Source organism: Rodentibacter ratti (assembly GCF_002000485.1).
GTDB lineage: Bacteria > Pseudomonadota > Gammaproteobacteria > Enterobacterales > Pasteurellaceae > Rodentibacter > Rodentibacter ratti.
Genome location: NZ_MLAJ01000011.1, coordinates 1 through 23,378, shown reverse-complemented (window position 1 = coordinate 23,378; position 23,378 = coordinate 1). Strand labels below are relative to the sequence as shown.

Genomic DNA, 23,378 nt, shown 5'->3' with positions numbered 1-23,378 from the left:
GTCCCTACTGGATTCGTGGGATATGAAACAGATTTTGGTTAATTAAATATTGATATGATGAAACATAAAAAAACATCAAATAACGTGATTGGTAGGGACACACTGCGTGTGTCCGATATGTATCCGAAATCAAATTTTAACCGAAATAAAATAAACACGAATGAATTGAATATTGGCATTATCAAAAAAAAAACATCAATTGATGTTATTGATACGGACACACGCAGTGTGTCCCTACTGGATATCGTGGGATATGAAATAGATTTTGGTTAATTAAATATTGATGTTATAAAACATAAGAAAACATCAAATAACGTGATTGGTAGGGACACACTGCGTGTGTCCGTATTTGATATAAGGTTTTTAATAAAAACAATCTATTTTCCAATTTATAACATTGTTTTCAATGTAATGATAAATATGCGTAAATGCTTTTTCTGTTTTGATAATATGTTCGTGATAACGAGGTTGCCATTGAAATGGTATTTGGTTTTTAATTGCAAAAGAGGTTAAAGAGGCTTTAATACCACGAATAATTGAAGCTAAATTTTTACGTTGTCCATAACCGAAACAATGCTGATGTTGGTTTGTATGGCTATTTATAATAATGATTAAATGAAAATGATTGGGCATGATAGTATAAATTGGTATTTCAATAAATTGATCTGCTCTTAAATTTATTGTGTTTTTAATAATTTTTTGTAATTCCATTCCCAGTGATGATAAGTGCATTTTTTGATTTTTTATTTCACCAAAATAATGAATTTTATCTTGGGTACAAACAGTGACAAAGTAACAACCATTTTGATAACTATCCCATTTAACACGAACAGTTTTTCTATTGGGCTTATTCATATTTTATTTCTAGGCTCAACATAATATAAAGAAGCCATAACTTAATTAAAAATAAAGATTTTTTAAATCGCTGAATATAAGGTTTACGATCAAGATCGCAAAATTTGAGGAACAATTTATGCTCAACGAAAACGACATCGAACAACTCACCCTCTCCCGCCTACAAAAGCTCGGTTGGGAATATCGCTTTGGCAAAGATTTACCGGTTTCCGAAGGGGAATTTGCCCGTGGAGATTTAGGCGGGGTGGTATTTGTGGAAATACTCAGAGAAGCGGTGAAAAAACTAAACCCTCAATTGCCTGAAAGTGCGGTTGATTTTGTGGTGAAATTTGTCACCAAAGGCGATATTAGCGAATTGGTCGGACGAAATCAGGCATTTTATAAAATGCTACGAGATGGCGTGAAGGTGGAATATCAACAAAACGGTGAGCAGAAATTTAATGTGGCTCGTTTGGTGGATTTTGAGCATTGGGCAAACAACCGTTTTGTGATGGTGAATCAACTGGAAATTCGCAGCCGTAAAGGGGGCAAACGAATTCCCGATATTATCGGTTTTGTTAATGGCGTACCGTTGGTGGTGTTTGAGTTGAAAAATCCTTTGCGGGAATCGGCAGATTTACTGCAAGCCTTTAATCAGTTGCAAACCTATAAAGATGAAATTGCCGATCTCTTTGTTTATAACCAAGCCTTGATTATCAGTGATGGCTTGAATGCACGATTAGGATCGCTTTCAGCGGATTTTCAACGCTTTACCCCTTGGAAAGTGGTGGATGAAAAAAACCAAAGTCAGCGATTAGATTTTGGCGATGAATTGCAAAATTTGCTCAATGGCTTACTCACGCCACAAAAATTGTTGGATTATGTGCGTTATTTTGTGTTGTTTGAACGGGCTTCTAATGGGGCGTTAATCAAGAAAATTGCCGCTTATCATCAATATTATGGTGTTAATGAGGCGGTGGACTCTACCCTTTTCGCCACCAGTGAACAAGGGGATAAACGCATTGGGGTGATGTGGCACACGCAAGGTTCGGGCAAATCCATTTCTATGTTGTTTTATGCGGGCAAACTGCTCTCCCAACCTGAATTAAAGAACCCAACAATTTTGGTGGTAACGGATCGTAACGATTTAGACGGGCAACTTTTCCAAACCTTTAGCAGCGGTAAAGATTTAATTAAACAAACGCCACAACAGGTGGAAGATCGGGAAGCCCTTCGCCAATTATTAAGCGAACGTGAATCCGGTGGGGTGTTTTTCACCACCATTCAAAAATTTGGTTTAGAGGAAACGGAAAATCAATTCCCCGTTTTAAATACACGTTCTAACATTATCGTGATAAGCGATGAGGCACACCGCAGCCAATACGGCTTAACCCAAAAATTACACAACGGCAAATATCAAGCAGGCTATGCCCGCCATTTGCGGGATGCTCTACCCAATGCCGCTTTTATTGGTTTTACGGGAACGCCCATTAGCCTTGAAGATAAAGATACACAAGAAGTGTTCGGGCAGTATGTGTCTATTTACGATTTTGTGAACGCCATTGATGACGGCACAACTGTTCCATTAAATTATTTGCCACGTCAAATTGATTTGAATAAATCCGATCATCAAGCATTATTTGATGAAATTGATGAGATTTTAGACAAAGAAGAGAATGTCCGCCTGAATTTACGTGAACGTTTATTAGGCGCACCTTCCCGCTTAAAAGAATTGTCGAAAAACATTGTTGAACATTTTGAAAAACGTAATGAGCAACAAGACGGCAAAGCGATGGTGGTGGTTTCCAGCCGTCAGATTTGTGTGAATTTGTATAATGAGCTTGTGGCTCTTCGCCCTGAATGGCATTCTGATGATATTAATCAAGGTACGATAAAAATTGTAATGACAGGTTCGGCATCGGATGCCCCCGAAATGCAGAAACACGTTTACGGTAAACAAGAAAAACAAACGCTGGAACGCCGATTTAAAGATCCGAGTGATCCGCTAAAAATCGTGATTGTTCGAGATATGTGGCTGACAGGTTTTGATGTACCTTGTTGTAACACAATGTATCTTGACAAGCCGATGAAAGGGCATAATTTAATGCAAGCGATTGCCCGTGTAAATCGTGTTTTTTCTAATAAAAGCCGTGAAAATGGCGGATTGTTGGTCGATTATGTCGGACTCACCGAAGAATTAAAAAAAGCATTGGAAGATTATACGAATGCAGGCGGTAGTGATGACTTTGTAAAGGACACAGACGCCGTATTCTTTAAAATGAAAGAACAACTCGAATTTATCCGCACTTTGTTCGACACTAAGATTAATGGTAAAGCTTTTGATGTGCCATCGGCTATCGGTGAAACCGATCCTTCACGTTTACTTAAAGCCATTGCTCTTGCAGCAAACCATATCAACTCCCTTGATCAACAGCCTGATGACAAAGCACATCATCAGCAATGGAAAAATTCAGACGATCCAGAGCCTCGCAAAAAACTCTTTTTAAAAACCGTCAGTAGCCTGAAAAAAGGCTATGCCCTCTGTGGTGCATTAAAAGAGGCAGAACCCTATAATCAAGAAATTGCATTTTATGATGCGGTGCGTGCGGTGCTATCCAAACGTGAACAAAAAGGCACCGGCACGCAAGAACGGCTTATTCAACTTAAAGCTTTAATCAACCAAAGTATTGTTTCAGAAGGCACGATTGATTTATTTGAATTGCTTGGTAAAGAACAAACACAAATTAATTTGCTTTCTGATGAGTTTTTGCAGGCGATAAAAAATAGCGAAACTAAAAGCCTTTGGGTATTGGCAATGGAACGCTACTTGAAGCAAGAAATCAAAGCAAAAGCAGGGCGAAATCTTGCGGCACAGAAAGACTTTGAGCAACGTTTACAAGAAGCATTAAATCAATATCACAACCACAATCTCACGGTAGTTGAAATTCTGGATGCACTGGTGCAAATGGGACGGGATTTCTCCGAGCGTTTGGGGCGTGGAGAAAAACTCGGTTTAAGCGTTGCAGAATTGGCATTTTATGATGCCCTTTCTCAAAACGGGAGTGCAAAGGAATTAATGCAAGATGAAACCCTTTCAGCGTTGGCAAAAGAGATCACCGATATTCTACGAAAATCCGTCAGTATTGATTGGCAACATAAAGAAGCCGTGCGAGCAAGAATTCGGCTACTCGTTCGCCGAGCGTTGCAAAAATATAAATATCCACCGGATAAAGCAGAAGAAGCAATCACATTCGTCCTACAACAAGCCGAAGAAATTGCCGATGAGTTAACCACAGAATAAGAAAAAAGGGCGAAAGATTCGCCCCTATACACTGAAATGAAACTAAAATTATGGATTGACTTTGCGACGTGCAATCACGGCATCAGATAACTGTTTGAGTAAGATTTCCGTGTCTTCCCAGCCGATACAGGCATCGGTGATGCTTTGTCCGTAAGTGGCGGCTTTGCCATTGACTAAATCTTGGCGGCCTTCAACTAAGTGGCTTTCAACCATCACGCCAAAGATTTGTTTTGAACCGCCGGCGATTTGTTTGCTGACATCTTCACAAACTTCCATTTGTTTTTTGAATTGTTTGCTGCTGTTGGCGTGGCTGAAATCCACCATAACATGAGGAATACGACCGGTTTTTTCAATTTCGGCACAAACTTTTGCCACATCTTCAGCACTGTAATTAGGTCCTTTATCCCCACCACGTAAAATGATGTGGCAATCTTCGTTGCCTTTGGTGGAAACAATCGCAGAATGACCAAATTTAGTGACCGATAAGAAATTATGAGGGGCTTCTGCCGAACCCACCGCATCTAATGCGACTTTTACCCCACCATTCGTGGCATTTTTAAAGCCGACGGCACAAGATAAACCGGAAGCCAATTCACGGTGAACCTGTGATTCAGTGGTACGCGCACCGATTGCACCCCAGCTCATAAAATCCGCCACATATTGTGGGGTAATCATATCTAAAAACTCGCCGGCAGAAGGCACGCCAAGATTATTAATATCAGAGAGCAATTTACGAGCAATGCGTAAACCGTCATTCAAACGATAAGTATCGTTTAAGTAAGGATCATTGATTAACCCTTTCCAACCTACTGTGGTGCGTGGTTTTTCAAAATAAACACGCATAATAATTTCTAGGCTGTCTTTGTATTTTTCGCGTAAAGGTTTCAAACGATTGGCATATTCAAGCGCCGCTTTAGGATCATGAATGGAGCATGGGCCGATAATCACTAATAATCGATCATCTTTGCCATGAATAATATTATGTGTTTCTTGGCGGGTTTGTTTCACTAATGCAGCCGCCTCTTCGCTTGCCGGAAATTTTTCTAATAAGGCAATAGGCGGTAAAACCTGATCAATCTTTTCGATACGAGTATCATCATTTGCGACAACGATTTTAATTTTTTCTTTTGTCATACATCACTCTCTTATATTTTTTTAATATTGTGTTTGAAAATTGCAAATACTCTACACTTATTCCTTGTACTAGTAAACTAGTTCATTGTAAAAGATTCAATATTCTGTTTAATGACTACTCAACACCCGAGCCGGTTGAAGTTTGGCTGCTCGGCTTGCCGGATAAAGGCTTGCCAAGAGACTTAAGACTAACGCCGCCACTAAAACTAACAAAACATCTTGCCAATGAAGCTCGCTAGGAAGAAAATCGACAAAATAAATGCCGTCCGATAGCAATTTCTTTCCGAGTAAATATTCTAAGCCCTGAATAAGCGATGTTAAATTCAACGCTAAAATTACGCCAAGAACGAGGCCTATTAAACACCCTTTCATCCCCGCTTGCAAGCCGTACCAGATAAAAATTCGTTTAATAAATCCATTATTTGCACCCAGTGTGCGCATAATAGCAATATCACCTTGCTTATCTTTCACTGCCATAATCAAGGTGGAAACAATATTGAAACAGGCGACGCCGATCACAAGCACCATGGCAATATACATCACTGTGCGAATAAGCTGAATATCGCGATACATATAGCCAAATTTAGCAATCCAATTTTGTACATAAAGTAGCTGCGGATAATCGCTCAACTCGGAATAACTGATCCCTTGAACATTAAAGGGATCAGCAACCTTAAGCTCTACTCCGGTAATCTGATCTGCCCGATACCCCAATAATTCTTGGGCTTGTGGAAGTGAAAGCAGGGCATAACTGTGATCCAGTTGTCCATCTAAACGTAAAATTCCGCTCACCTGAACCCGCTCACGATGAGGTTGGGATAACTGTTCTTCTCCATTGGGTTGTGAAATCAGCAAGGAAACCCAATCTCCTTCTTTAACTTCAAGCTCTTTTGCGATACCGAAACCCAGCACTAATCCGCCCTCTTTTGCAAACTGTTGCCAGCCATTTCCCTCGACAAACTTTCCAAGTGAGCTCACTTGATCTTGTGCGGTTTTATCCACGCCTTTTACTTGCACCACCTTCAGTTTGCTGCCGTTCTCAACCAATGCCGTAAAACTCACAAAAGGGGAAAGTGCGGTAATTTTTTCATTTGTTTTTAACCGTGCTGCGAGATTTTGCCAATGATTAATTGTTTTCTCATCGGCATTTTCATTCACGGTAATCTCAGCATGAGGAACCACCGCTAAAATACGTTGGTTTAATTCCCGCTCAAAACCGTTCATCGCACTCAAACCGACAATCAACACTGCCACCCCCAAAGCGATACCGATTGCCGAAAATTTGGCAATCAATGCCACCAAAGGATTTTTCTGCTTACCACGCTGATAACGCCAGCTAATAAAAAACGGAGTGTTCATTATATGCCTTCCCTTAATACCCCATCTTGCATCGTCAGACGGCGGGATAATTTTTCAGCCAGCCCCATATCATGGGTAACGAGCAAGAAAGCGATATTTTGTTCCTGATTTAATGTTTGAATTAACTCAAAAATGCTTTCCGTGGTTTTATGATCCAAATTTCCTGTTGGTTCGTCTGCCAGCACTAAAGCGGGATGATTGACCAACGCACGAGCAATGGCAACACGCTGGCGTTCGCCTCCTGAAAGTGCAGAGGGACGGTGAGAAATACGATGACTTAATCCCACGGCATTAAGCATTTTTTCTGCACGGTCTTTCGCTTCTGTTTTATTTTGGCGACCAATCAACAGCGGCATCATCACATTCTCAAGGGCTGAAAAATCTGCCATTAAATGATGAAATTGATACACAAAGCCCAAATTTTGATTTCGCAGTTTTGCCAATTCCGACTCAGAGGCCTTTTGGAGTGACTGTCCTTTAATAAAGACTTCCCCACTACTTGGCTGATCTAAACCGCCTAAGGTATGCAATAGCGTACTTTTTCCGGAACCCGAGCTGCCCACAATCGCCACCAATTCATTCGGTTGCATGGCAAAAGACACCCCTTTTAGCACTTGGGTTTGGTTATCGCCTTCTTGATAGAATTTGTTGATGTTTTGACATTCTAATAAATACTGATTCATTTTTTACTCATATTTTCTATATTTGAGAATAAATTCATTGAGATAAACCATGGCAATGTGAGCCCGTTTCTCTCTTCAATTCTGGTTATCCCTAATTAAATTGCTATTTTTCCAAAAGATTCAAATTCTGTGTGAGGAAAAAATTGCGCAAGGTAATGTTTTAAATATCGCTGTGTTTCTTCCGAAATCATCGGATCATATTCTGGATAAAGATTATATAGCACACGCAGCACATTAATATTTCGTGTTTTGCAGGCTTCTAAGCTTAACAAGGTATGATTAATACTCCCAAGCTTTCCCGATGTCACCAGTACCAATGGATAGCCTTGATTTTGAATATAATCCAATGTGGTTTCCCAATGATGGTAAGGCACCATCAATCCACCTGCCCCTTCAAGCAATACATAGTCATATTTTTTTGCCAAAAGTGCGGTCGATTTTTCAATCTTTTTTGCCTCAATGCGCTTTCCCTCTTGTTTTGCCGCTAAATGGGGGGAGCAAGGGTATTCAAAGAGATAAGGGCAAGTTGCCCCATTGAGATCCTCTTCGGTCAGATCGATTTTTTGAATTTTGCGATGCACTAACACATCATCGGAAAACGCCCGACAACCGGTCTGAATCATTTTTTGGGTAATCACCGAAAAGCCTTGCTCCATCAGCGATCTGGCATAAAGCCCCGTTGCAATGGTTTTGCCCACATCGGTATCAATACCGGAAATAAATATCACTTTTCCCATCATTTTCTCTTTATCATTTGTATCGTGCAATCATCCATAGCGGTTGATAAGTCAATCGCACTTGTTGGTCGGATAAGGAAAAACAGCGTTGGTAGCGGTCGATAAATATCTGTAATTTTTGTTTTGTCCAAGTGCCTTGTCCTGTTGCTGTCACCCCGGTTTTCTTAAGGTGTTTGAGTACATCAAGTGGGGTTGGAAAATATAATTCCTCTATGGCGGTTTCGGCATACAGCAATTCAAAATCATCTTGTAACCACTGTTTCCAATCAGATAGCGTCGGGTAAACCAATCCAATGTTGGTTAAGGATCGAATTTCATGTAAATTCTCCTGCCCAAAAGTTGCTATCGCCAGCAGGCCATTTCGTTTTAATCCTTTTTTACAATGTTCAATAAAGGATGATTGATGATGAAACCACTGTACGGCAGAAGCACTCACGATCAAATCATATGATCGGTTAAACGGAAATTGCTCCGCATCACCACAATAAAATGCAAAGGGTTGAGATAATCTTTTCTTTAATCGATCTTTAACATCACAAAGATCATTAAACATCCAATAATTGGCATGAATATGTTGTTGTAACCCTTCGCTTAATTGTCCCGTGCCACAGCCAAGTTCTAACACACTTTCAAGTGAAGAAGTCGGCAAACAGGCTGTTATGTGGGAAAGCAGTCTCCGATTGATTTTCTGTTGTATCCAAGCATGCTCATCATAGCCATCAAGGGCTTTATCAAAATGCTGCCGAATACGTTGTTTTTCAATGTGTTTCAACGCTAATTCCATAGCTGTGCCCAATGTGTTAGATGGGAAAATAAATAATGTTCCCCTTCTATCTCGTTAATCTCACAGCGGGTACACCAATAACGTCGTTGGTTTTCAGGTGAAAAAATTTTGTCCTGACAGCCGATAATCGCCTTTGTCCATAGAATTAAATCCGTGCGTTGATCTTGCTCAATCGCGTGAAAAAGTGCGGTCAATTCTTGTTGAATTTCTTGAAAATCCCGTGCAGGTGCAGAATGATAAAATGCCAAATTAGCCTTGTTACCACAAATTCTACGATCAAACTTTGCCCTTGTGGTTTCATTTAAATTATCTAGTGTGCCTTTAAAAATAGTAAAAGGGATACCCACCTGATCATCACAGGGTAAACCGGTTCCATTGACGGCAGTTGCCGATTCAAGGGGAATGTCTTGTAATACTCTTTCAGCCACCCATACGCCCATCGACCAAGCGACAACACGAATTTTCTGGTAGCCTGAAAAGTCAAAATCTAAGGAAAGATCTTGGTAGTCATAACAAATTAATAAATCATAATTTTCAGGCATCACTAAGTGAGAAACCGCAGAGATGGGGGTTCCCCAACCGGCAAAATAAACCAGCAAATTTTGAGCCTGATGATCTTCAAATTTTATTTTCATTTTTTGCCTATAAATAGGTGATAAATTCTGTGATTTCTTCTTTTGTCATATCTGCCGTAACAGATAAACGTATTCTTGATGTGCCTTTTGGTACCGTTGGCGGGCGGATTGGCAAACAATAATAACCTTGTTGCTGAAGCCTATGTGCTGTTGTCAGTGTGACTTCATTATCACCTAAAATATAAGGCACGATGCAGGTTGAACTAGGCATATTCCCCACTCGCTGTGCCACTTCATTACGCAAAAAAGCACTTAATTCATTTAAGTGTTGTCTTGTTTGATGAAATTGCGATAACCGTTCAAAGAGAAAATAAGTCCATGCCACATTAAGTGGAGGTAAAGCTGTCGAAAAAATCAATGGGCGCATTTGGTTAATCAAGAGCGCTTTTATCACTTGATCGCAAACAACATAAGCCCCCATTGATGCCAATGCTTTGCCAAAAGTCCCCACCAATAAATCAATATCGGCAATCACCTTAGCCTGCTCTGCGATACCTAATCCTTTCTCGCCATAAACCCCAATGGCGTGAGCCTCATCCACATAAAGATAAACATGAGGAAACTGCTTTTTCAATTTGACTAATTCTGCTAAATCCGCCACGTCGCCATCCATACTAAACACAGATTCTGTGACAATAAAAGTGCGGTCAAATTTATCGGCATTTTTTTCTAACAGTTGTTGTAGATGTTCATAATCATTATGGCGATAACGAAAAAATTGACACTGACTTAATCGAATACCGTCAATAATACTGGCATGCACCAATTTATCCGCCAAGATTAAACTTTTAGAGGTGGTTAATGCCGGTAAAATCCCCAGATTAGCATGGTAGCCACTGTTAAATAATAAACAGCTCTCGCGCTGAAATTGGCGCGCAATCAGTGCTTCAAGATCATTATAAATGGGGAAATTACCTGTTAATAAACGGGATGATGAACTGGTCAAAGCCGGTAAATCCGTGCCATATTGCTGAAAAAAAGCATGGTGTAAGGTTTCATTCGATGCCAATCCGAGATAATCATTCGACGACATATTCAACATACGCCGATTATCCCGTTCAATATAACGCCCATGGTGCGTTAAATAAGGAATTGAACGATATTGATTGATAGTTTTTAGCGAGGCTAATTGCTTTTGAAAATCGTCCATTTCATTACTTATTGCTCATATTCTTGTATTAAGGCATTCATCATACCTTCCGTCAGCTGAGTTAATTCTTCATCTTGAATAATAAAAGGCGGCATGACATAAACCAATTTTCCAAAAGGACGAATCCACACGCCATTTTCCACAAAACGAGGAACCAGGGTTTTCATATTCACCTCATTACGCATTTCGACCACACCAATTGCCCCTAGCACCCTTACCTCTTTAACATAATGTTTTTCTGCCAATGGCGAAAGCTGTTGATGTAATACCTTTTCAATATGCCGAACTCTCGCTTGCCACGGACTTTCCAATAATAAACGAACAGACTCTGCCGCAATCGCACAAGCCAAAGGATTTGCCATAAAAGTCGGGCCATGCATAAAACATTTCGCTTCACCGCTACATATTACTTCCGCAATGGTTTCTGTTGTGATGGTTGCGGCTAAGGTTAAATAACCGCCTGTCAATGCTTTGCCAATGCACATAATATCAGGGCTGATCCCTGCATGCTCTGCGGCAAATAATTTACCGGTACGCCCGAAACCCGTGGCAATTTCATCGAAAATCAACAAAACACCGTATTTTTGGCATAATTCCTGCGCTTTAACAAGATATTCAGGTGAATAAAAATACATTCCCCCTGCCCCTTGTACGATCGGCTCTAAAATTAAAGCGGCAATTTCTTGATGATGCGTTTGCAATAAATTAGCAAGAGGGGCAATGGCACGCTCATCCCAAGGCTCATTAAATGTGACGGAAGGTTGAGGCAAAAAATATTGAACAGGTAAACTGTGGTGAAAGAGATGATGCATACCGGTTGTAGGATCACAAACCGACATCGCATTCCAAGTATCGCCATGATAACCGGAACGAACTGTGGCAAATTTTTGTCGCTGTGGCTCACCTTTCGCATATTGGTATTGAATAGCCATTTTCATTGCAATTTCAACGGCGACTGAACCACTGTCAGCAAAAAAGATTTTATCCAGTCCAGACGGTAATATCTTTACCAATAGTTGTGCTAATTCTACTGCCGGTGCATGGGTAAAACCACCAAACATAATATGACTCATGCGAGCCAATTGATTTTGTGCCGCAGCATTTAAACGTGGGTGATTATAACCATGTAATGCCGCCCACCAAGAGGACATCCCATCAATTAAGGTTTGCCCATTTTTGAGTGTAATCTTCACACCATCAGCACGTTCAACGGCATACAGGGGCATATCAGAATAAATTGAAGAATAAGGGTGCCAGATATGCCGATGATCAAAAGCCAAAAGTTGTTGTTCGTTCATCATTTCATCCTTTATCTATCATTTTGCTATTCATATCTCAATGCTTCTGCCGGCTCTGTTTTTGCCGCACGGTAAGCAGGATAAATAGTGGATAATAAGGATAATAAAAGAGAAAAAACAATGACCAAGCAAATTTGCCAAGGCTCTAGTGCGGTGGGTAAAAAAACAGCGTTCGGATTGACCGCACTTATAATGTCAGTCAGGTTTAGTGTGATCAAGATACCCAATGTTGTTCCAATCAACGTCCCAACTAATCCTACAAGCAGACCTTGGAAAATAAATACCGAACGCACTTTCGATTTCGTCAGACCTTGCGTTTGCAAAATCGCAATTTCCCCTTGTTTATCCACGACCATAAGGCTGAGAGAGGTGACAATATTGGAAATCGCCACGACGATAATCAGGCTAATCAATAACCCCATCATATTTTTTTCCATACGCACGGCTTGGAAAAATTCGCCTTTTTGTACCCGCCAATCGGTGATTTGTTGCTGAGGAAAATAGGCGGGTAATTCAGTAATTAAAAAAGGATCGGTCAAAAACAAGCGATAGCCCTGTGCCTGTTCCGGCTGAATACGCATTAATCGCCCAATATCCGATAAATTGGCAAAGGCTTGATAACCGGACGCTTCGCTATAATCAAAATAAATTTCGCTCACGCTAAATAAACGCTGCATCGGCACCCGTCCAAAGGGGGTATATTGGCTATTTTCCGTAATCATCAAACGAATTTTATCGCCGACATTTACACCGAGTTTTTGTGCCAACTGATTGCCAATCACTAATTTAAACTCACCAGCCGGCAATAAGGTTTCAAAAGGGACACGATCTTGGTTTTCCAATAAAGGATCATCAGAAAAAGCTTGTACACCAATCACCTGCCCGGCACTCACGCCTTTGGCGGTTTGATAAATCACTTTTGTGGTGTTAATCGGCACAGCTTTTTGCACAAAGTGCGGTAAATTTTCCAACGGTTTTTTTGTCGAAATCGGTTGTGCTTGGCTGACAATGGCATGGGGAATGGAGGAAAGCACTTGTTGCTTTTGATACCCCTCCAATCCATTCATCACCGAAAGTACAATAATCAATGCCATCACACCTAACACAATGCCAAAACTGGCGAGGCTCGTCACTAATCGTCCAAAACGATCGGCACTTTTCGCTCGCCAATAACGTAAGGCAATATAAAGAGAAATGGGTAAATTCATACTACTTTTGGTTCAATTGTGCGACAAAATCTTCCATATTTTGCGTCACTTTTTTCACTAATGTCGTGACCGCACTATCACTAGCCCAAGCAATATGCGGAGTAATAATTAAATGTGGCATAGTTTTCGCCGCAAGAATCAACGGGTTATCTTTTTCCGGTGGCTCTTTAATCATCACATCTAACGCCGCCCCACCCAGATGTCCACTGGTTAATGCGTTTAATAAAGCGCTTTCATCTACTAAAGGTCCACGTCCTGTATTGATTAAAAATGCCCCTTTTTTCATTTGTGACAGGGTTTCTGCATTGATTAAATTTTCAGTGCTTGGCGTTAATGGGCAATGTAAAGTCAAAATATCCGCTTGCTTTAAGACCTCATTAAAAGGCGTATAGCCCTCACGGCAAGTTGTCGCATCTTTATGCTCTGCGTAAAGCACATTCATTCCCAAAGCCTTAGCCAAACGCCCCACTTCCGAGCCTAAGCAACCTTTTCCTACGATCCCAATGGTAGAACCCCGCACATCGGTAATCGGATAATCGAAGTAACAAAACTGTTGGCTTTCTCCCCATTTGGCAGAAGTTTGATCACGCAACCAACCGGCAAGACTATGTTTTAAGGAGAAAATCAACCCCATCACGTGTTCCGGCACAGTGACACTTGAATACCCTGTCACATTTTTGACTTCAACCCCTAATTCTTTTGCTGCAATTAAATCCACATTATTGGTTCCTGTGGCAGTAATCGCAATGAGTTTAAGTTTCGGCAGTTGTTCGAGTGTTTTGCGATCAAAAATTACTTTACTGGTAATGACAATGTCTGCATCTTTCACCCGTTCAATAGTTTGGGCGGCGGAAGTATGGGGATATTCAACCCATTCATGCTCAAAACTTGGGCGAGGAATAGGAATGTGTTTTGGAATAGCGGTACTATCTAAAAATACAATTTGCATGATGTTCTCCTTTTTTAGTTAAAAAGTGCGGTCAAAATTTCGGTATGATGTCTGCAAATGCACAAAAACAGTAATTTCAATGAAATGCAGGGACACACTGCGTGTGTCCGATTATCACTATTTTATAGCGGACACACGCAGTGTGTCCCTACAAATAAACAACACATCATCTCAAAAAATCTTCCTACTTTAACCGCACTTCGCCATTAAATTGAGGTATCCAATTCAGGGAAAGATTTGGTTAAATCATCAATGGCTTTCATTTGTGACACAAAACCTTCCAAAGCAGACAACGGTAAGGCTGACGGGCCGTCACATTTTGCTTGATTCGGATTTGGATGAGCCTCTAAAAATAAACCGGCAATGCCCACCGCTAAACCGGCACGGGCAAGCTCTGTTACTTGCTCACGGCGCCCCCCTGATGCCGCGCCAAAAGGATCACGACATTGCAGTGAATGGGTCACATCAAAAATCACGGGGCTACCTTTTGAGACTTTTTTCATCACGCCGAAACCAAGCATATCAACGATTAAATTATCATAGCCAAAATTCGTTCCACGATCGCAAAGAATGACTTTATCATTGCCACATTCTTCGATTTTTTCCACAATATTCCCCATTTGACCCGGGCTTAAAAACTGCGGTTTTTTCACATTAATCACCGCACCGGTACGCGCCATAGCTTCCACCAGATCCGTTTGACGGGCTAAAAATGCGGGAAGCTGGATCACATCCACCACATCTGCCACCGGCTGACATTGGTAAATTTCATGAACATCGGTGATAATTTTCACCCCAAAGGTAGCTTTTAATTCTTGGAAAATCTTTAAGCCTTCCTCCATACCCGGCCCACGGTACGAGTGAATAGATGAGCGATTCGCCTTGTCAAAAGAAGCTTTAAATACATAGGGTACGTTGAGTTTTTCGGTCACCTTCACATAGGCTTCGCACACTTGCATCGCCATATCACGACTTTCAAGGACGTTCATTCCGCCAAAAAGTACAAAAGGTTTATCATTTGCCACCTCAATGTGACCAATTTTTACAAGTTTATTTTGCATAAGTTTTCCTTAATTAATGAATAGCGTGAGGAGCTTGCTCAAGCTCATTTTTAAGTTCTGAAAGTTGTGTGCGAATTAATGTTGAGGTTGGATCTTGCGGACATTTATCAACAAAATACTCTAAATCTTTCAAAGCCATAGGATATGCGCCCATTTGTGCTAATACCAAACCACGATCACGGATATTGTAGGGATCATCAGATCGGTGAACCAGTGATTCAATATAACGAAATGCCATATCATTATGTTCTTCCCGAATTAAAGCATTTTTGGCGAGCTGTTCAAAGCGAGAAAAAAGAAGTTGGAGGTCTGCTCGGTCAAGTTCCTCAGGCTGAATTTGCGCACCAAAGCCAAATGTCCCCTCATAAAACTGTTGTAATTTTTCTTGAGAAATATAGCTACCGTTCCAAGGATCAATAAACGCTATCCGATCATCAAATTCAGCACGTAAAATCAGTTGGGTTGGGAAATTAACAGGGTAAATCGGTAAATCTAAGGCTTCCGCAAGGTATAAAATAATTGCTCCAAGACTTACCGGCATCCCTTCCCGATATTCTAAGACATAGGGCAAATATAGATTTCTTGAGCGAAAATAATTATTCGGATCGCAGTGAAAGCCCCATTCCCGATAAACCAGCTGTAATAAACCATTAATACGATCTTCGGCCGACCAATCCGGTGAAATTTCACGGCGTGCTCTACGTACGAAAGCGCCCATTTTTCCTCGAATGCTAACCTTTGATTCCTCATAATCATCAGAAATAATATGATAAAAACTGACAAATTGATCGTATAACGCTCGTTTATTATATTTCATGACTTTTCCAAAAACCGTATGTAATGCGCTCATTGTCGCCATAATCACGTACAGTTGCAATCTTTTCCCAATGATTTTCCGCAAAAATTGACCGCACTTTTTCACCTTGTTGCCAGCCATGTTCCAACAACAATGCACCGCCCTCATTTAAATAAGCGGGGGCTTGTTCGATAATATGGCGTAAATCCCCATAACCTTGTTCAGCTGCGACTAAAGCAGAAAGGGGCTCAAAACGCACATCGCCTTGCTTTAAATGTTCATCGCTTTCATCAATATAAGGCGGATTGCTGACAATCAAATCAAATTTTCCTTCCACATTGTCAAACCATTGGCTTTGGAAAAAGCGGACATTGAGTTGATTTTTTTCTGCATTGGATTTCGCTAATTCCACCGCATTGGGGATCAAATCGCCCCCGGTAATCATTAATTCGGTAGATTGTTTTTCACAAATTGGCGTTAATTCTGCAGCCAAGGCTAAAGCGATTGCCCCTGTCCCCGTGCCAAGATCCAGTATGCGAAAGTGCGGTGGTTTTTTTTGGAGTTTTTCCCTTGTAATCACCAATGCCTGTTCCACTAAAATTTCCGTATCAGGACGGGGAATTAAGGTGCTTTCAGTCACATTTAATGATAGTGACCAAAATTCTTTTTCCCCCAAAATATAGGCAATAGGTTCACCTTTCAAACGGCGTGTTAAAAGTGCGGTTAAATTTGACCGCACTTTTTCCTCAATTTCAGTTTCATCAAAAGCTAAAATTTGTGTACGGGATTTTCCTGTGGCAAATTGTAATAACACTAAAGCATCGGTTTTGCCGTTTTCTTGGGGATTAGCTTTATTTAAGGCGTTTGATGCTTGCCCCAGCCATTGTTGATAATTCATTATTTTGTGTCTTGAATAACCTGCGTGCCAATGATTAAATCCGTTAAAGAACGGCGATCATCACGCACGAGTGCCACAATACCGCTGATAATGAGCAAAAAACTCGTCCACGCAAATAAAAAATCAATGGCTTCCCGCCCAATATATTTACCAAAGGTTAACGGTTGTTGGCTTTGGTAATCCAACACTCGTAATCCTAACCAACGTTTTGCAATAGTTTGTCCATAGGTTTTCATAAAATAGATTTGTAATCCCAAATAAAGCAGAATAGATAACAAGCCGGTAAAATCCCCAAATACAAAACCAATGATGGGCACAATCCATAAAAGCACAGCGTTAATCAAACTGGCAAGCCAGCGTTTAAAACGACTCGCCAACACCGGCTGTGAAGTTTGGGAAAATGAGGAAAATTCCGCATCTTGCATTTTTTTATCCTGTGGATTTTCAACTAGCATTTTATTGCTCCCTAAAAGTAAAAAAGAGCATCTGAGATCAGATGCCCTACTCGTTAATTCGTTTCAGATAATGCCGCCAATTGATCCGCTTGATATTCGGTGATGATCGGCTGGATCAGCTCATCAATTTTACCGTTCATCACTTCGTCTAAACGATAAAGGGTTAAATTAATGCGATGATCAGTCACCCGTCCTTGCGGATAATTATAGGTACGAATTTTATCCGAACGGTCGCCGGATCCTAATAAATTACGGCGCATATCCGTTTGTTCCGCCGCTTGGCGTTCTTGCTCCGCTTGGACAATGCGTGAGGCAAGCACAGACATTGCTTTGGCTTTGTTTTTATGCTGTGAGCGTTCATCCTGACATTCCACTACAATGCCCGTTGGAATGTGGGTAATTCGCACAGCCGAATCGGTGGTATTGACGTGCTGGCCGCCTGCGCCTGATGAGCGATAAGTATCAATACGCAAATCCGCAGGATTAATTTCCGGCATTTCCGATTCCGGCAATTCCGGCATGACCGCAACGGTACAAGCAGAAGTATGAATACGCCCTTGAGATTCGGTTTTCGGCACACGTTGTACACGATGACCGCCCGATTCAAATTTTAACTGACCGTACACCCCTTCACCACTGACTTTGACAATCACTTCTTTATAGCCGCCCTGCTCGCTTTCATTGGCACTGAGCATTTCCACACGCCAACGTTTACTTTCAGCATAACGGCTATACATACGGAATAAATCACCGGCAAAAATTCCCGCTTCGTCTCCCCCTGTTCCGGCACGAATTTCCAAATAGCAGTTATATTCATCATTCGGATCTTTTGGCAATAAGAGAATTTGAAGCTGTTGTTCCACTTCTTCAATTTCTGCTTTGGATTCTTCAATTTCCATTTGTGCCATCTCTTTCATTTCCGGATCATCTAACAACATTTCCGCTTCTTCAATGTTGCTATTAAGTTGTGTCCAGCGATGAAAACATTTCACCACATCTTCAAGTTGCGCATACTCTTTAGAATAAGCACGGAATTTATCCTGATCACTAATCACCGAAGCATCGCCCAGCAGCGCTTCTAATTCTTCGTAACGTTCTTTTAAACTTTCAAGTTTTACAATAATGGATTCTTTCATCTTCTTTTTCTTTTATATTTCAAATCTCTAACAAAATCAGCGCATTCTAGCCGATTTTAGGCAAAATTGACAGCCTGGAAAGTGCGGTCACCCAAAACAACGTTTTTTGAACGCAGGCTTTGCAACCGTCGCGGAGCCATAAATAATCACATCAGTAATTATGCATAAAACTAACCGCACTTTTAGATCCGATTCACATCAAATTTGCTCAAATCAATGTGATCTTCCGTGCCATAAAAATCCGCCAAGGCTTTTCGTAAGGTTTCTGCTCGTTTAGGCAAGCCTTTTTGTGCATAGATTTTTACTTGTTCGTAGACAGCTTGTTTGAAAGGTTGGGTATCTCCGGGATTGCCGTTGAGATTGTCGGCACTGGCAAAATAACGAAAACCGGCTGTGGTGGCAAGAATCCACTCTAAGGCTTGAGGTTTAACTTCCACTTTTTCAAAATCACGCTGGCGCGCCTCAGAACGTCCATCCGGCTCATACCAATAGCCAAAATCTTCTAATTTACGACGTTCTTTGCCGGCCACCAGCCAATGGGCGATTTCGTGCAATGCGCTGCTATAAAAACCCCGTGCAAAATAGATTGCATTGTAGGGCACGTCCCCATTTGCCGGAATGTAGATGGGTTCTTCCCCCCCTTTTACAAGGCGGGTATTGTATTCTTGTTCAAAACATTGATTAAAAATTGCGATAATATCATCGAGTTGATGTTCCATGACTTCTCCGGCAGTTATCCCATAGAAAGGGGCGAATTATATCACCAAAGGCTCATTTGCTCATGTTTATTTTCTTCGGGTAAATTAACCTGTAATCCGATTAATCGTACTGATTTTCCCTTACTCCGTTGCCAAATCTGCGTTAATAGCTGTTGAAACCCTGATAATGACAATGGCAAGCCCGTTTTTTCTAAAGTGGTCACTTGAAAATCCTCAAATTTAAGTTTTACCCCTATTTTACGAAAAGCAGACAATGGCGTATTTGGCACGCTACGTTCAAGACGCTGAATGAGTTCTAGGTAGAGTTTATCCAATAATGCAATGCCCTGCTCCAGATGATGGATATTTTCGACCAACGTACGTTCTACGCCCACAGATTTACGCTCCCGATGAGGTTGCACTTCTCGTTCATCAATGCCATGGCTAAAATCCCAAATTCGTTTGCCTATTTTGCCAAATTGATTGAGTAATATTGTTTGATCTAATTTCTGCACATCCCCACATCGTTCCAATCCCATCTCTAATAAACGTTGTGATGTTACCTTTCCCACTCCCGGAATTTTTTTCAAAGGTAAGGATTTCACAAATTCATCCACGTCATCAGGCTTTATCACAAACTGTCCATTGGGTTTATTCATATCAGAGGCGACTTTTGCAAGAAATTTAAGCGGTGCAATTCCGGCTGAAGCGGTTAATTTCAATTCATCAAAAATCGCCTGGCGTATTTCTTTTGCAATCAAAGTCGCTGATCCTAAACATTTTTTGCAATCTGTTACATCCAAATAAGCTTCATCTAAGGAAAGAGGCTCAATAATATCGGTATAACGGCGAAAAATCTGATGAATTTGCGCCGAAACCTGTTTATACAGAGGTATATTCACCGGCACAAGAATGAGATTTGGGCATTTTTTCACCGCCTGTGCCGTTGGCATTGCACTATGCAAACCAAATTTTCTCGCTTCATAATTGCATGTTGTTAAAACCCCACGCTCGCGGGAACTTCCCCCCACAGCAACAGGTTTCCCCTGCAAGGAAGGATTATCACGAATCTCTACCGAAGCATAAAAACAATCCATATCAATATGAATAATTTTGTGGGTGAAAAACATAAATCAAAGTGCGGTTAAAAATACAGGTGTTTAGTATAGCGATAACAAAACCACTGTTCAACCATACATATACAATAAGCCTGCATATCTGCAAGCTTATATCAGGAAAGGTTATTTCTGTTCGCGAAGTTCTTTTTTGTCATTAAATCGAACAACACGATCGATTGGATAGATGTCAATTCTAGCTTGTAAATCTGTAAAAGCAGATCTAAATTTTTCATCAATTTGAACAAACGGAATTTGTAAATTAATTGTAATTGATTTACCCGGCATTAAATTTGATTCCAACTCAAGCTGCATATTTTGACTGTGAATTACCTCACGTTTACTCACATAAGCACTTATCCATTGAATATTTGAAATAGGTTTATTGCTGGTATTTGTCACTACATATTTAAACACCACCAACGCTTGACCATTGTTATCAATCATTAATTGACGATCTTCAACATCAATCGAAACAGCCTGTGAAATAGAATTTACCTCAGCGGCAGCCTCTTTTTTACTCGTTGTTTTTGAAGATGCTTTTGTCGGCGCCGCAAATGTATTCATTGCCAAAAACAGCGATGCCATTGAAACTGTGATGAAAAGTTTTAAATTTTTCATTATGTTTTTCCTTTAATAAAAAATGGTCGAATTCTAACCTAATACAGAGGATTAATAAATAGATTCTTTTATTCGCTTCTCTTTTTTGCTACACTTGCCGAAATTTTGGGGCTGATTCTGGATTCGACGGGATTAGCGAAGCCCAAGGTGCACGTCGAGGTGCGGTAGGCCTCGTAAATAAACCGCAAAAAAATAGTCGCAAACGACGAACAATACGCTTTAGCAGCTTAATAACCTGCATTTAGCCTTCACGCCCCAGCTTCCGCTCGTAAGACGGGGATAACGCGGAGTCAAACCAAAACGAGATCGTGTGGAAGCCGCCGTTTGAGGATCGAAGCATTAAATTAAACCAAACTAATTTAAGTTTAGCGTGTCTGTCCGCATGCTTAAGTGAAACTAAAGACTGACTAAACGTGTAGTACTGAAGGTAGAGTAATTTCGGACGCGGGTTCAACTCCCGCCAGCTCCACCAGATTTAATATAACCGCAATACAACTACAACCATAAAATCAAAGGTTTAGATTGTTTTGCGGTTTTTTAATGCCACTCAAATACAACTAAAAATGATCCGAATGTGAGCATCAATCCCACCGCACTTTTCTCTACAAAAGCACTCCTACCAAGCTTTGCACTTATATCAGAAAAACTGTCAATTTAAAAAATTTATGTAAGATTTACTCCACCTTATTCGTCTAATCTAAAGTTATGCAACTTATGTATCAGTCTGAAAAAGGTAGGTCTCTATGAAAAAAACAAGTCATATCAATAAAATTATTCGTACAAGCGGGTTCATTATGCTCTTGTCTTCAGCTCTTTCAGCTTGCTCAACAGCACAAAAAATGAAAACTGAAGGAGGGATGCGGGTAACCAGTTCTGCCATTGTAGATGGGAAATTTGCCGATAGATTCGGCAAACGCGGTACACAATTTACCCAGAATGGAATGCCCTCTTATTCTATTCCTTTTGAAATAAAAAATGCCTCTGAAAAAACAAAATCCTTTGCAATAGTTTTTGAAGATAAAGATGCTGCCGAAGTTGCGGGATTTGTTTGGACACACTGGCTAATTGCAGATTTGGAGCGTACTTCAGTAGTGGAAAATGAGAGTATTTCAGCAAAGGACTTCGTTCAAGGAGCAAACAGTTGGGCAAACAAAATAAACAAACTTTCTATTGAAGAAGCGTCCGGTTACGGCGGAATGGCTCCACCAAACAAACCACACCGCTATGAACTTTATGTTTATGCGCTTGACACAAAACTCAATCTGAAACCGGGATTCCGTTACAACGATTTGCATTTTGCTATGCAAGAACATATTCTTGATAAAGCCTACTTAGTCGGTACTTATGATTCTAAATAACTTGATAATAAACCACGATTTCCAGATAAAAAAGCGAGACTTTGAGCCTCGCTTTTTCTGCCTATTCGGCAGTCTATCTAAATTAAAACTACATTTTTCTAAGCTACTTGTTCAGCAGTAAAATGATTATATCAAATTAATCGAATAAATTAAGAATAAAAAAGACCGATTTTATTATTAAAACCGGTCTTTAGTTTTTAGGAAGCTAAGAGGAGGTTAGATTACCAGAAGTAACCTGCACTTAATGTTCCCCCTACTTCACCTTGTGTATTCGCAGTAAAGGCTGCTTTCACACCGTATTTACCACTATCGGCAATGCGAGAATAACCTACTGCCACTGCACTTTGGTTTTGGTATTGACCAACACCTGCAGTCACGGCTGATTGACCTTCGCGGTATGCTTGCATTAAGCCAGCAACTGCCAATCCGGAAGCGTGACCCGCTTTACGGCGTTTATCCATCTTATTAAGTTGTGAATTAATATTATTCACTGCACCTTTAAGTTGGCTTACATTTACCGCATCGTCATCTTTCACACCAGGGGCTACTCTACTGATAACTTTGTTACCTGCATCAATACCATCTGTTGTCATACTTGGACCATTATTAATAGTGATTCCATTAGTAGTGATATTAGTATTACCAACATTAACACTGTTAAAGGATACATTATCCGATGTTGCGTAAACGATGTTGTCGCCATCACGTTTCACTTCCATATTTTTACCTGCTTGGAAGTTAACTTTATCACCGGCACTAACTTTTTTGGCTGTACCAGCTTCAGTTGTAAAGGCTGTTTGATCTGCTGCTTTACCAGTATTGACTACCCAACCAGCGCTGTTAATGGCATTAGCTACGTCTCCCACAGTTGCTAGTTTATTACCTTCACGAGCATTTGCTTGCTCCTGAGTCTCATTACCAACTGGAGTACCTGTAACAGTTACTTTACCCGCATTTGGAAGAAGATTACCTGCTGCATCAGTTACATTTACAGGAGCAGGTGTAATCGTACCTGTATTCGCAGCAATATTACCTGAGGCATCAATCTTAATTGTTGTGCCATCGGTCTTAGCCGCAACAGTATAAGTCATACTACCATCTGCTTTAGGAGTTGGTGTAACGCTTACGCCTTTATCACCTTCAACAACAGTTTTAGCAGCCGCTGTTG

General features: G+C 40.7%; 22 protein-coding genes and 1 other RNA gene. 3 read left to right on the top strand and 20 right to left on the bottom strand.

Annotated features, from left to right (window positions below):
• Nucleotides 1–363 precede the first annotated feature (363 nt).
• Nucleotides 364–855, bottom strand: coding sequence for a transposase (locus BKG94_RS08690; RefSeq protein WP_077436261.1), 492 nt, complete (start codon nucleotides 853–855; stop codon nucleotides 364–366).
• 118 nt (nucleotides 856–973) lie between these two features.
• On the opposite strand from BKG94_RS08690, the gene BKG94_RS08685 reads away from it, so the two are divergent.
• Nucleotides 974–4,135 (top strand): type I restriction endonuclease subunit R, encoded by a 3,162-nt coding sequence (locus BKG94_RS08685; RefSeq protein ID WP_077436259.1) that lies wholly within the window; start codon nucleotides 974–976, stop codon nucleotides 4,133–4,135.
• Nucleotides 4,136–4,183: 48 nt separating this feature from the next.
• Here the strand turns inward: BKG94_RS08685 and aroG are convergent, their stop codons facing one another.
• From aroG to BKG94_RS08595, 18 genes are all read right to left on the bottom strand, one after another.
• Nucleotides 4,184–5,269 (bottom strand): 3-deoxy-7-phosphoheptulonate synthase AroG, encoded by a 1,086-nt coding sequence (gene aroG, locus BKG94_RS08680; RefSeq protein WP_077436257.1) that lies wholly within the window; start codon nucleotides 5,267–5,269, stop codon nucleotides 4,184–4,186.
• A gap of 108 nt (nucleotides 5,270–5,377) precedes the next feature.
• Nucleotides 5,378–6,628, bottom strand: coding sequence for a lipoprotein-releasing ABC transporter permease subunit LolE (gene lolE / locus BKG94_RS08675; protein ID WP_077436255.1), 1,251 nt, complete (start codon nucleotides 6,626–6,628; stop codon nucleotides 5,378–5,380).
• Nucleotides 6,628–7,311: a lipoprotein-releasing ABC transporter ATP-binding protein LolD gene (gene lolD, locus BKG94_RS08670; RefSeq protein ID WP_077436253.1), complete on the bottom strand. Its 684-nt coding sequence runs from the start codon at nucleotides 7,309–7,311 to the stop codon at nucleotides 6,628–6,630. The genes lolE and lolD overlap by 1 nt, the downstream gene beginning before the upstream one ends.
• A gap of 95 nt (nucleotides 7,312–7,406) precedes the next feature.
• The gene (gene bioD, locus BKG94_RS08665) at nucleotides 7,407–8,048 is read right to left on the bottom strand and encodes a dethiobiotin synthase (protein WP_077436251.1); all 642 of its coding nucleotides are present in this window, start codon (nucleotides 8,046–8,048) and stop codon (nucleotides 7,407–7,409) included.
• 13 nt (nucleotides 8,049–8,061) lie between these two features.
• Nucleotides 8,062–8,832: a malonyl-ACP O-methyltransferase BioC gene (bioC, locus tag BKG94_RS08660; protein WP_077436249.1), complete on the bottom strand. Its 771-nt coding sequence runs from the start codon at nucleotides 8,830–8,832 to the stop codon at nucleotides 8,062–8,064.
• A complete protein-coding gene (locus tag BKG94_RS08655; RefSeq protein WP_077436247.1) occupies nucleotides 8,823–9,467 on the bottom strand; it encodes a pimeloyl-ACP methyl esterase BioG family protein in 645 nt (214 codons plus the stop codon). Before BKG94_RS08655 ends, bioC begins: the two co-directional genes overlap by 10 nt.
• Nucleotides 9,468–9,474: 7 nt before the next feature.
• Complete coding sequence (gene bioF / locus BKG94_RS08650; protein ID WP_077436245.1) at nucleotides 9,475–10,617, bottom strand: 8-amino-7-oxononanoate synthase; 1,143 nt, start codon at nucleotides 10,615–10,617, stop codon at nucleotides 9,475–9,477.
• 8 nt (nucleotides 10,618–10,625) lie between these two features.
• Complete coding sequence (gene bioA / locus BKG94_RS08645) at nucleotides 10,626–11,915, bottom strand: adenosylmethionine--8-amino-7-oxononanoate transaminase (protein WP_208604266.1); 1,290 nt, start codon at nucleotides 11,913–11,915, stop codon at nucleotides 10,626–10,628.
• A gap of 26 nt (nucleotides 11,916–11,941) precedes the next feature.
• On the bottom strand, nucleotides 11,942–13,123 hold the full coding sequence (locus tag BKG94_RS08640; RefSeq protein ID WP_077436241.1) for a lipoprotein-releasing ABC transporter permease subunit: 1,182 nt from the start codon (nucleotides 13,121–13,123) through the stop codon (nucleotides 11,942–11,944).
• Nucleotide 13,124: 1 nt separating this feature from the next.
• Nucleotides 13,125–14,072: a 2-hydroxyacid dehydrogenase gene (locus tag BKG94_RS08635; RefSeq protein WP_077436239.1), complete on the bottom strand. Its 948-nt coding sequence runs from the start codon at nucleotides 14,070–14,072 to the stop codon at nucleotides 13,125–13,127.
• A gap of 206 nt (nucleotides 14,073–14,278) precedes the next feature.
• Nucleotides 14,279–15,133: a 3-deoxy-8-phosphooctulonate synthase gene (kdsA, locus tag BKG94_RS08630; RefSeq protein ID WP_077436237.1), complete on the bottom strand. Its 855-nt coding sequence runs from the start codon at nucleotides 15,131–15,133 to the stop codon at nucleotides 14,279–14,281.
• A gap of 13 nt (nucleotides 15,134–15,146) precedes the next feature.
• Entirely contained in the window at nucleotides 15,147–15,950 is an 804-nt protein-coding gene (locus BKG94_RS08625; RefSeq protein ID WP_077436235.1) for a SirB1 family protein, read from the bottom strand.
• The gene (gene prmC / locus BKG94_RS08620) at nucleotides 15,940–16,827 is read right to left on the bottom strand and encodes a peptide chain release factor N(5)-glutamine methyltransferase (RefSeq protein WP_077436233.1); all 888 of its coding nucleotides are present in this window, start codon (nucleotides 16,825–16,827) and stop codon (nucleotides 15,940–15,942) included. Before prmC ends, BKG94_RS08625 begins: the two co-directional genes overlap by 11 nt.
• Entirely contained in the window at nucleotides 16,827–17,282 is a 456-nt protein-coding gene (locus tag BKG94_RS08615; protein ID WP_077436231.1) for an RDD family protein, read from the bottom strand. The genes prmC and BKG94_RS08615 overlap by 1 nt, the downstream gene beginning before the upstream one ends.
• A gap of 53 nt (nucleotides 17,283–17,335) precedes the next feature.
• Entirely contained in the window at nucleotides 17,336–18,418 is a 1,083-nt protein-coding gene (gene prfA, locus BKG94_RS08610) for a peptide chain release factor 1 (RefSeq protein ID WP_077436229.1), read from the bottom strand.
• Between the two features lie 182 nt (nucleotides 18,419–18,600).
• Nucleotides 18,601–19,137, bottom strand: coding sequence for an elongation factor P hydroxylase (locus BKG94_RS08605; protein WP_077436227.1), 537 nt, complete (start codon nucleotides 19,135–19,137; stop codon nucleotides 18,601–18,603).
• A 41-nt stretch (nucleotides 19,138–19,178) separates the two neighbouring features.
• Entirely contained in the window at nucleotides 19,179–20,246 is a 1,068-nt protein-coding gene (gene dinB, locus BKG94_RS08600; RefSeq protein WP_077436225.1) for a DNA polymerase IV, read from the bottom strand.
• 111 nt (nucleotides 20,247–20,357) lie between these two features.
• The gene (locus BKG94_RS08595) at nucleotides 20,358–20,852 is read right to left on the bottom strand and encodes a hypothetical protein (RefSeq protein ID WP_077436223.1); all 495 of its coding nucleotides are present in this window, start codon (nucleotides 20,850–20,852) and stop codon (nucleotides 20,358–20,360) included.
• Between the two features lie 107 nt (nucleotides 20,853–20,959).
• On the opposite strand from BKG94_RS08595, the gene ssrA reads away from it, so the two are divergent.
• Together ssrA and BKG94_RS08585 are read left to right on the top strand one after the other, a co-directional pair.
• Nucleotides 20,960–21,324, top strand: a transfer-messenger RNA (tmRNA) gene (gene ssrA / locus BKG94_RS08590).
• Between the two features lie 385 nt (nucleotides 21,325–21,709).
• Nucleotides 21,710–22,210, top strand: a complete 501-nt coding sequence (locus BKG94_RS08585) for a YbhB/YbcL family Raf kinase inhibitor-like protein (RefSeq protein ID WP_077436295.1) — start codon at nucleotides 21,710–21,712, stop codon at nucleotides 22,208–22,210.
• A 221-nt stretch (nucleotides 22,211–22,431) separates the two neighbouring features.
• Here the strand turns inward: BKG94_RS08585 and BKG94_RS09930 are convergent.
• A partial coding sequence (locus BKG94_RS09930; RefSeq protein WP_208604265.1) for a YadA family autotransporter adhesin occupies nucleotides 22,432–23,378 on the bottom strand: 947 nt, incomplete at its 5' end.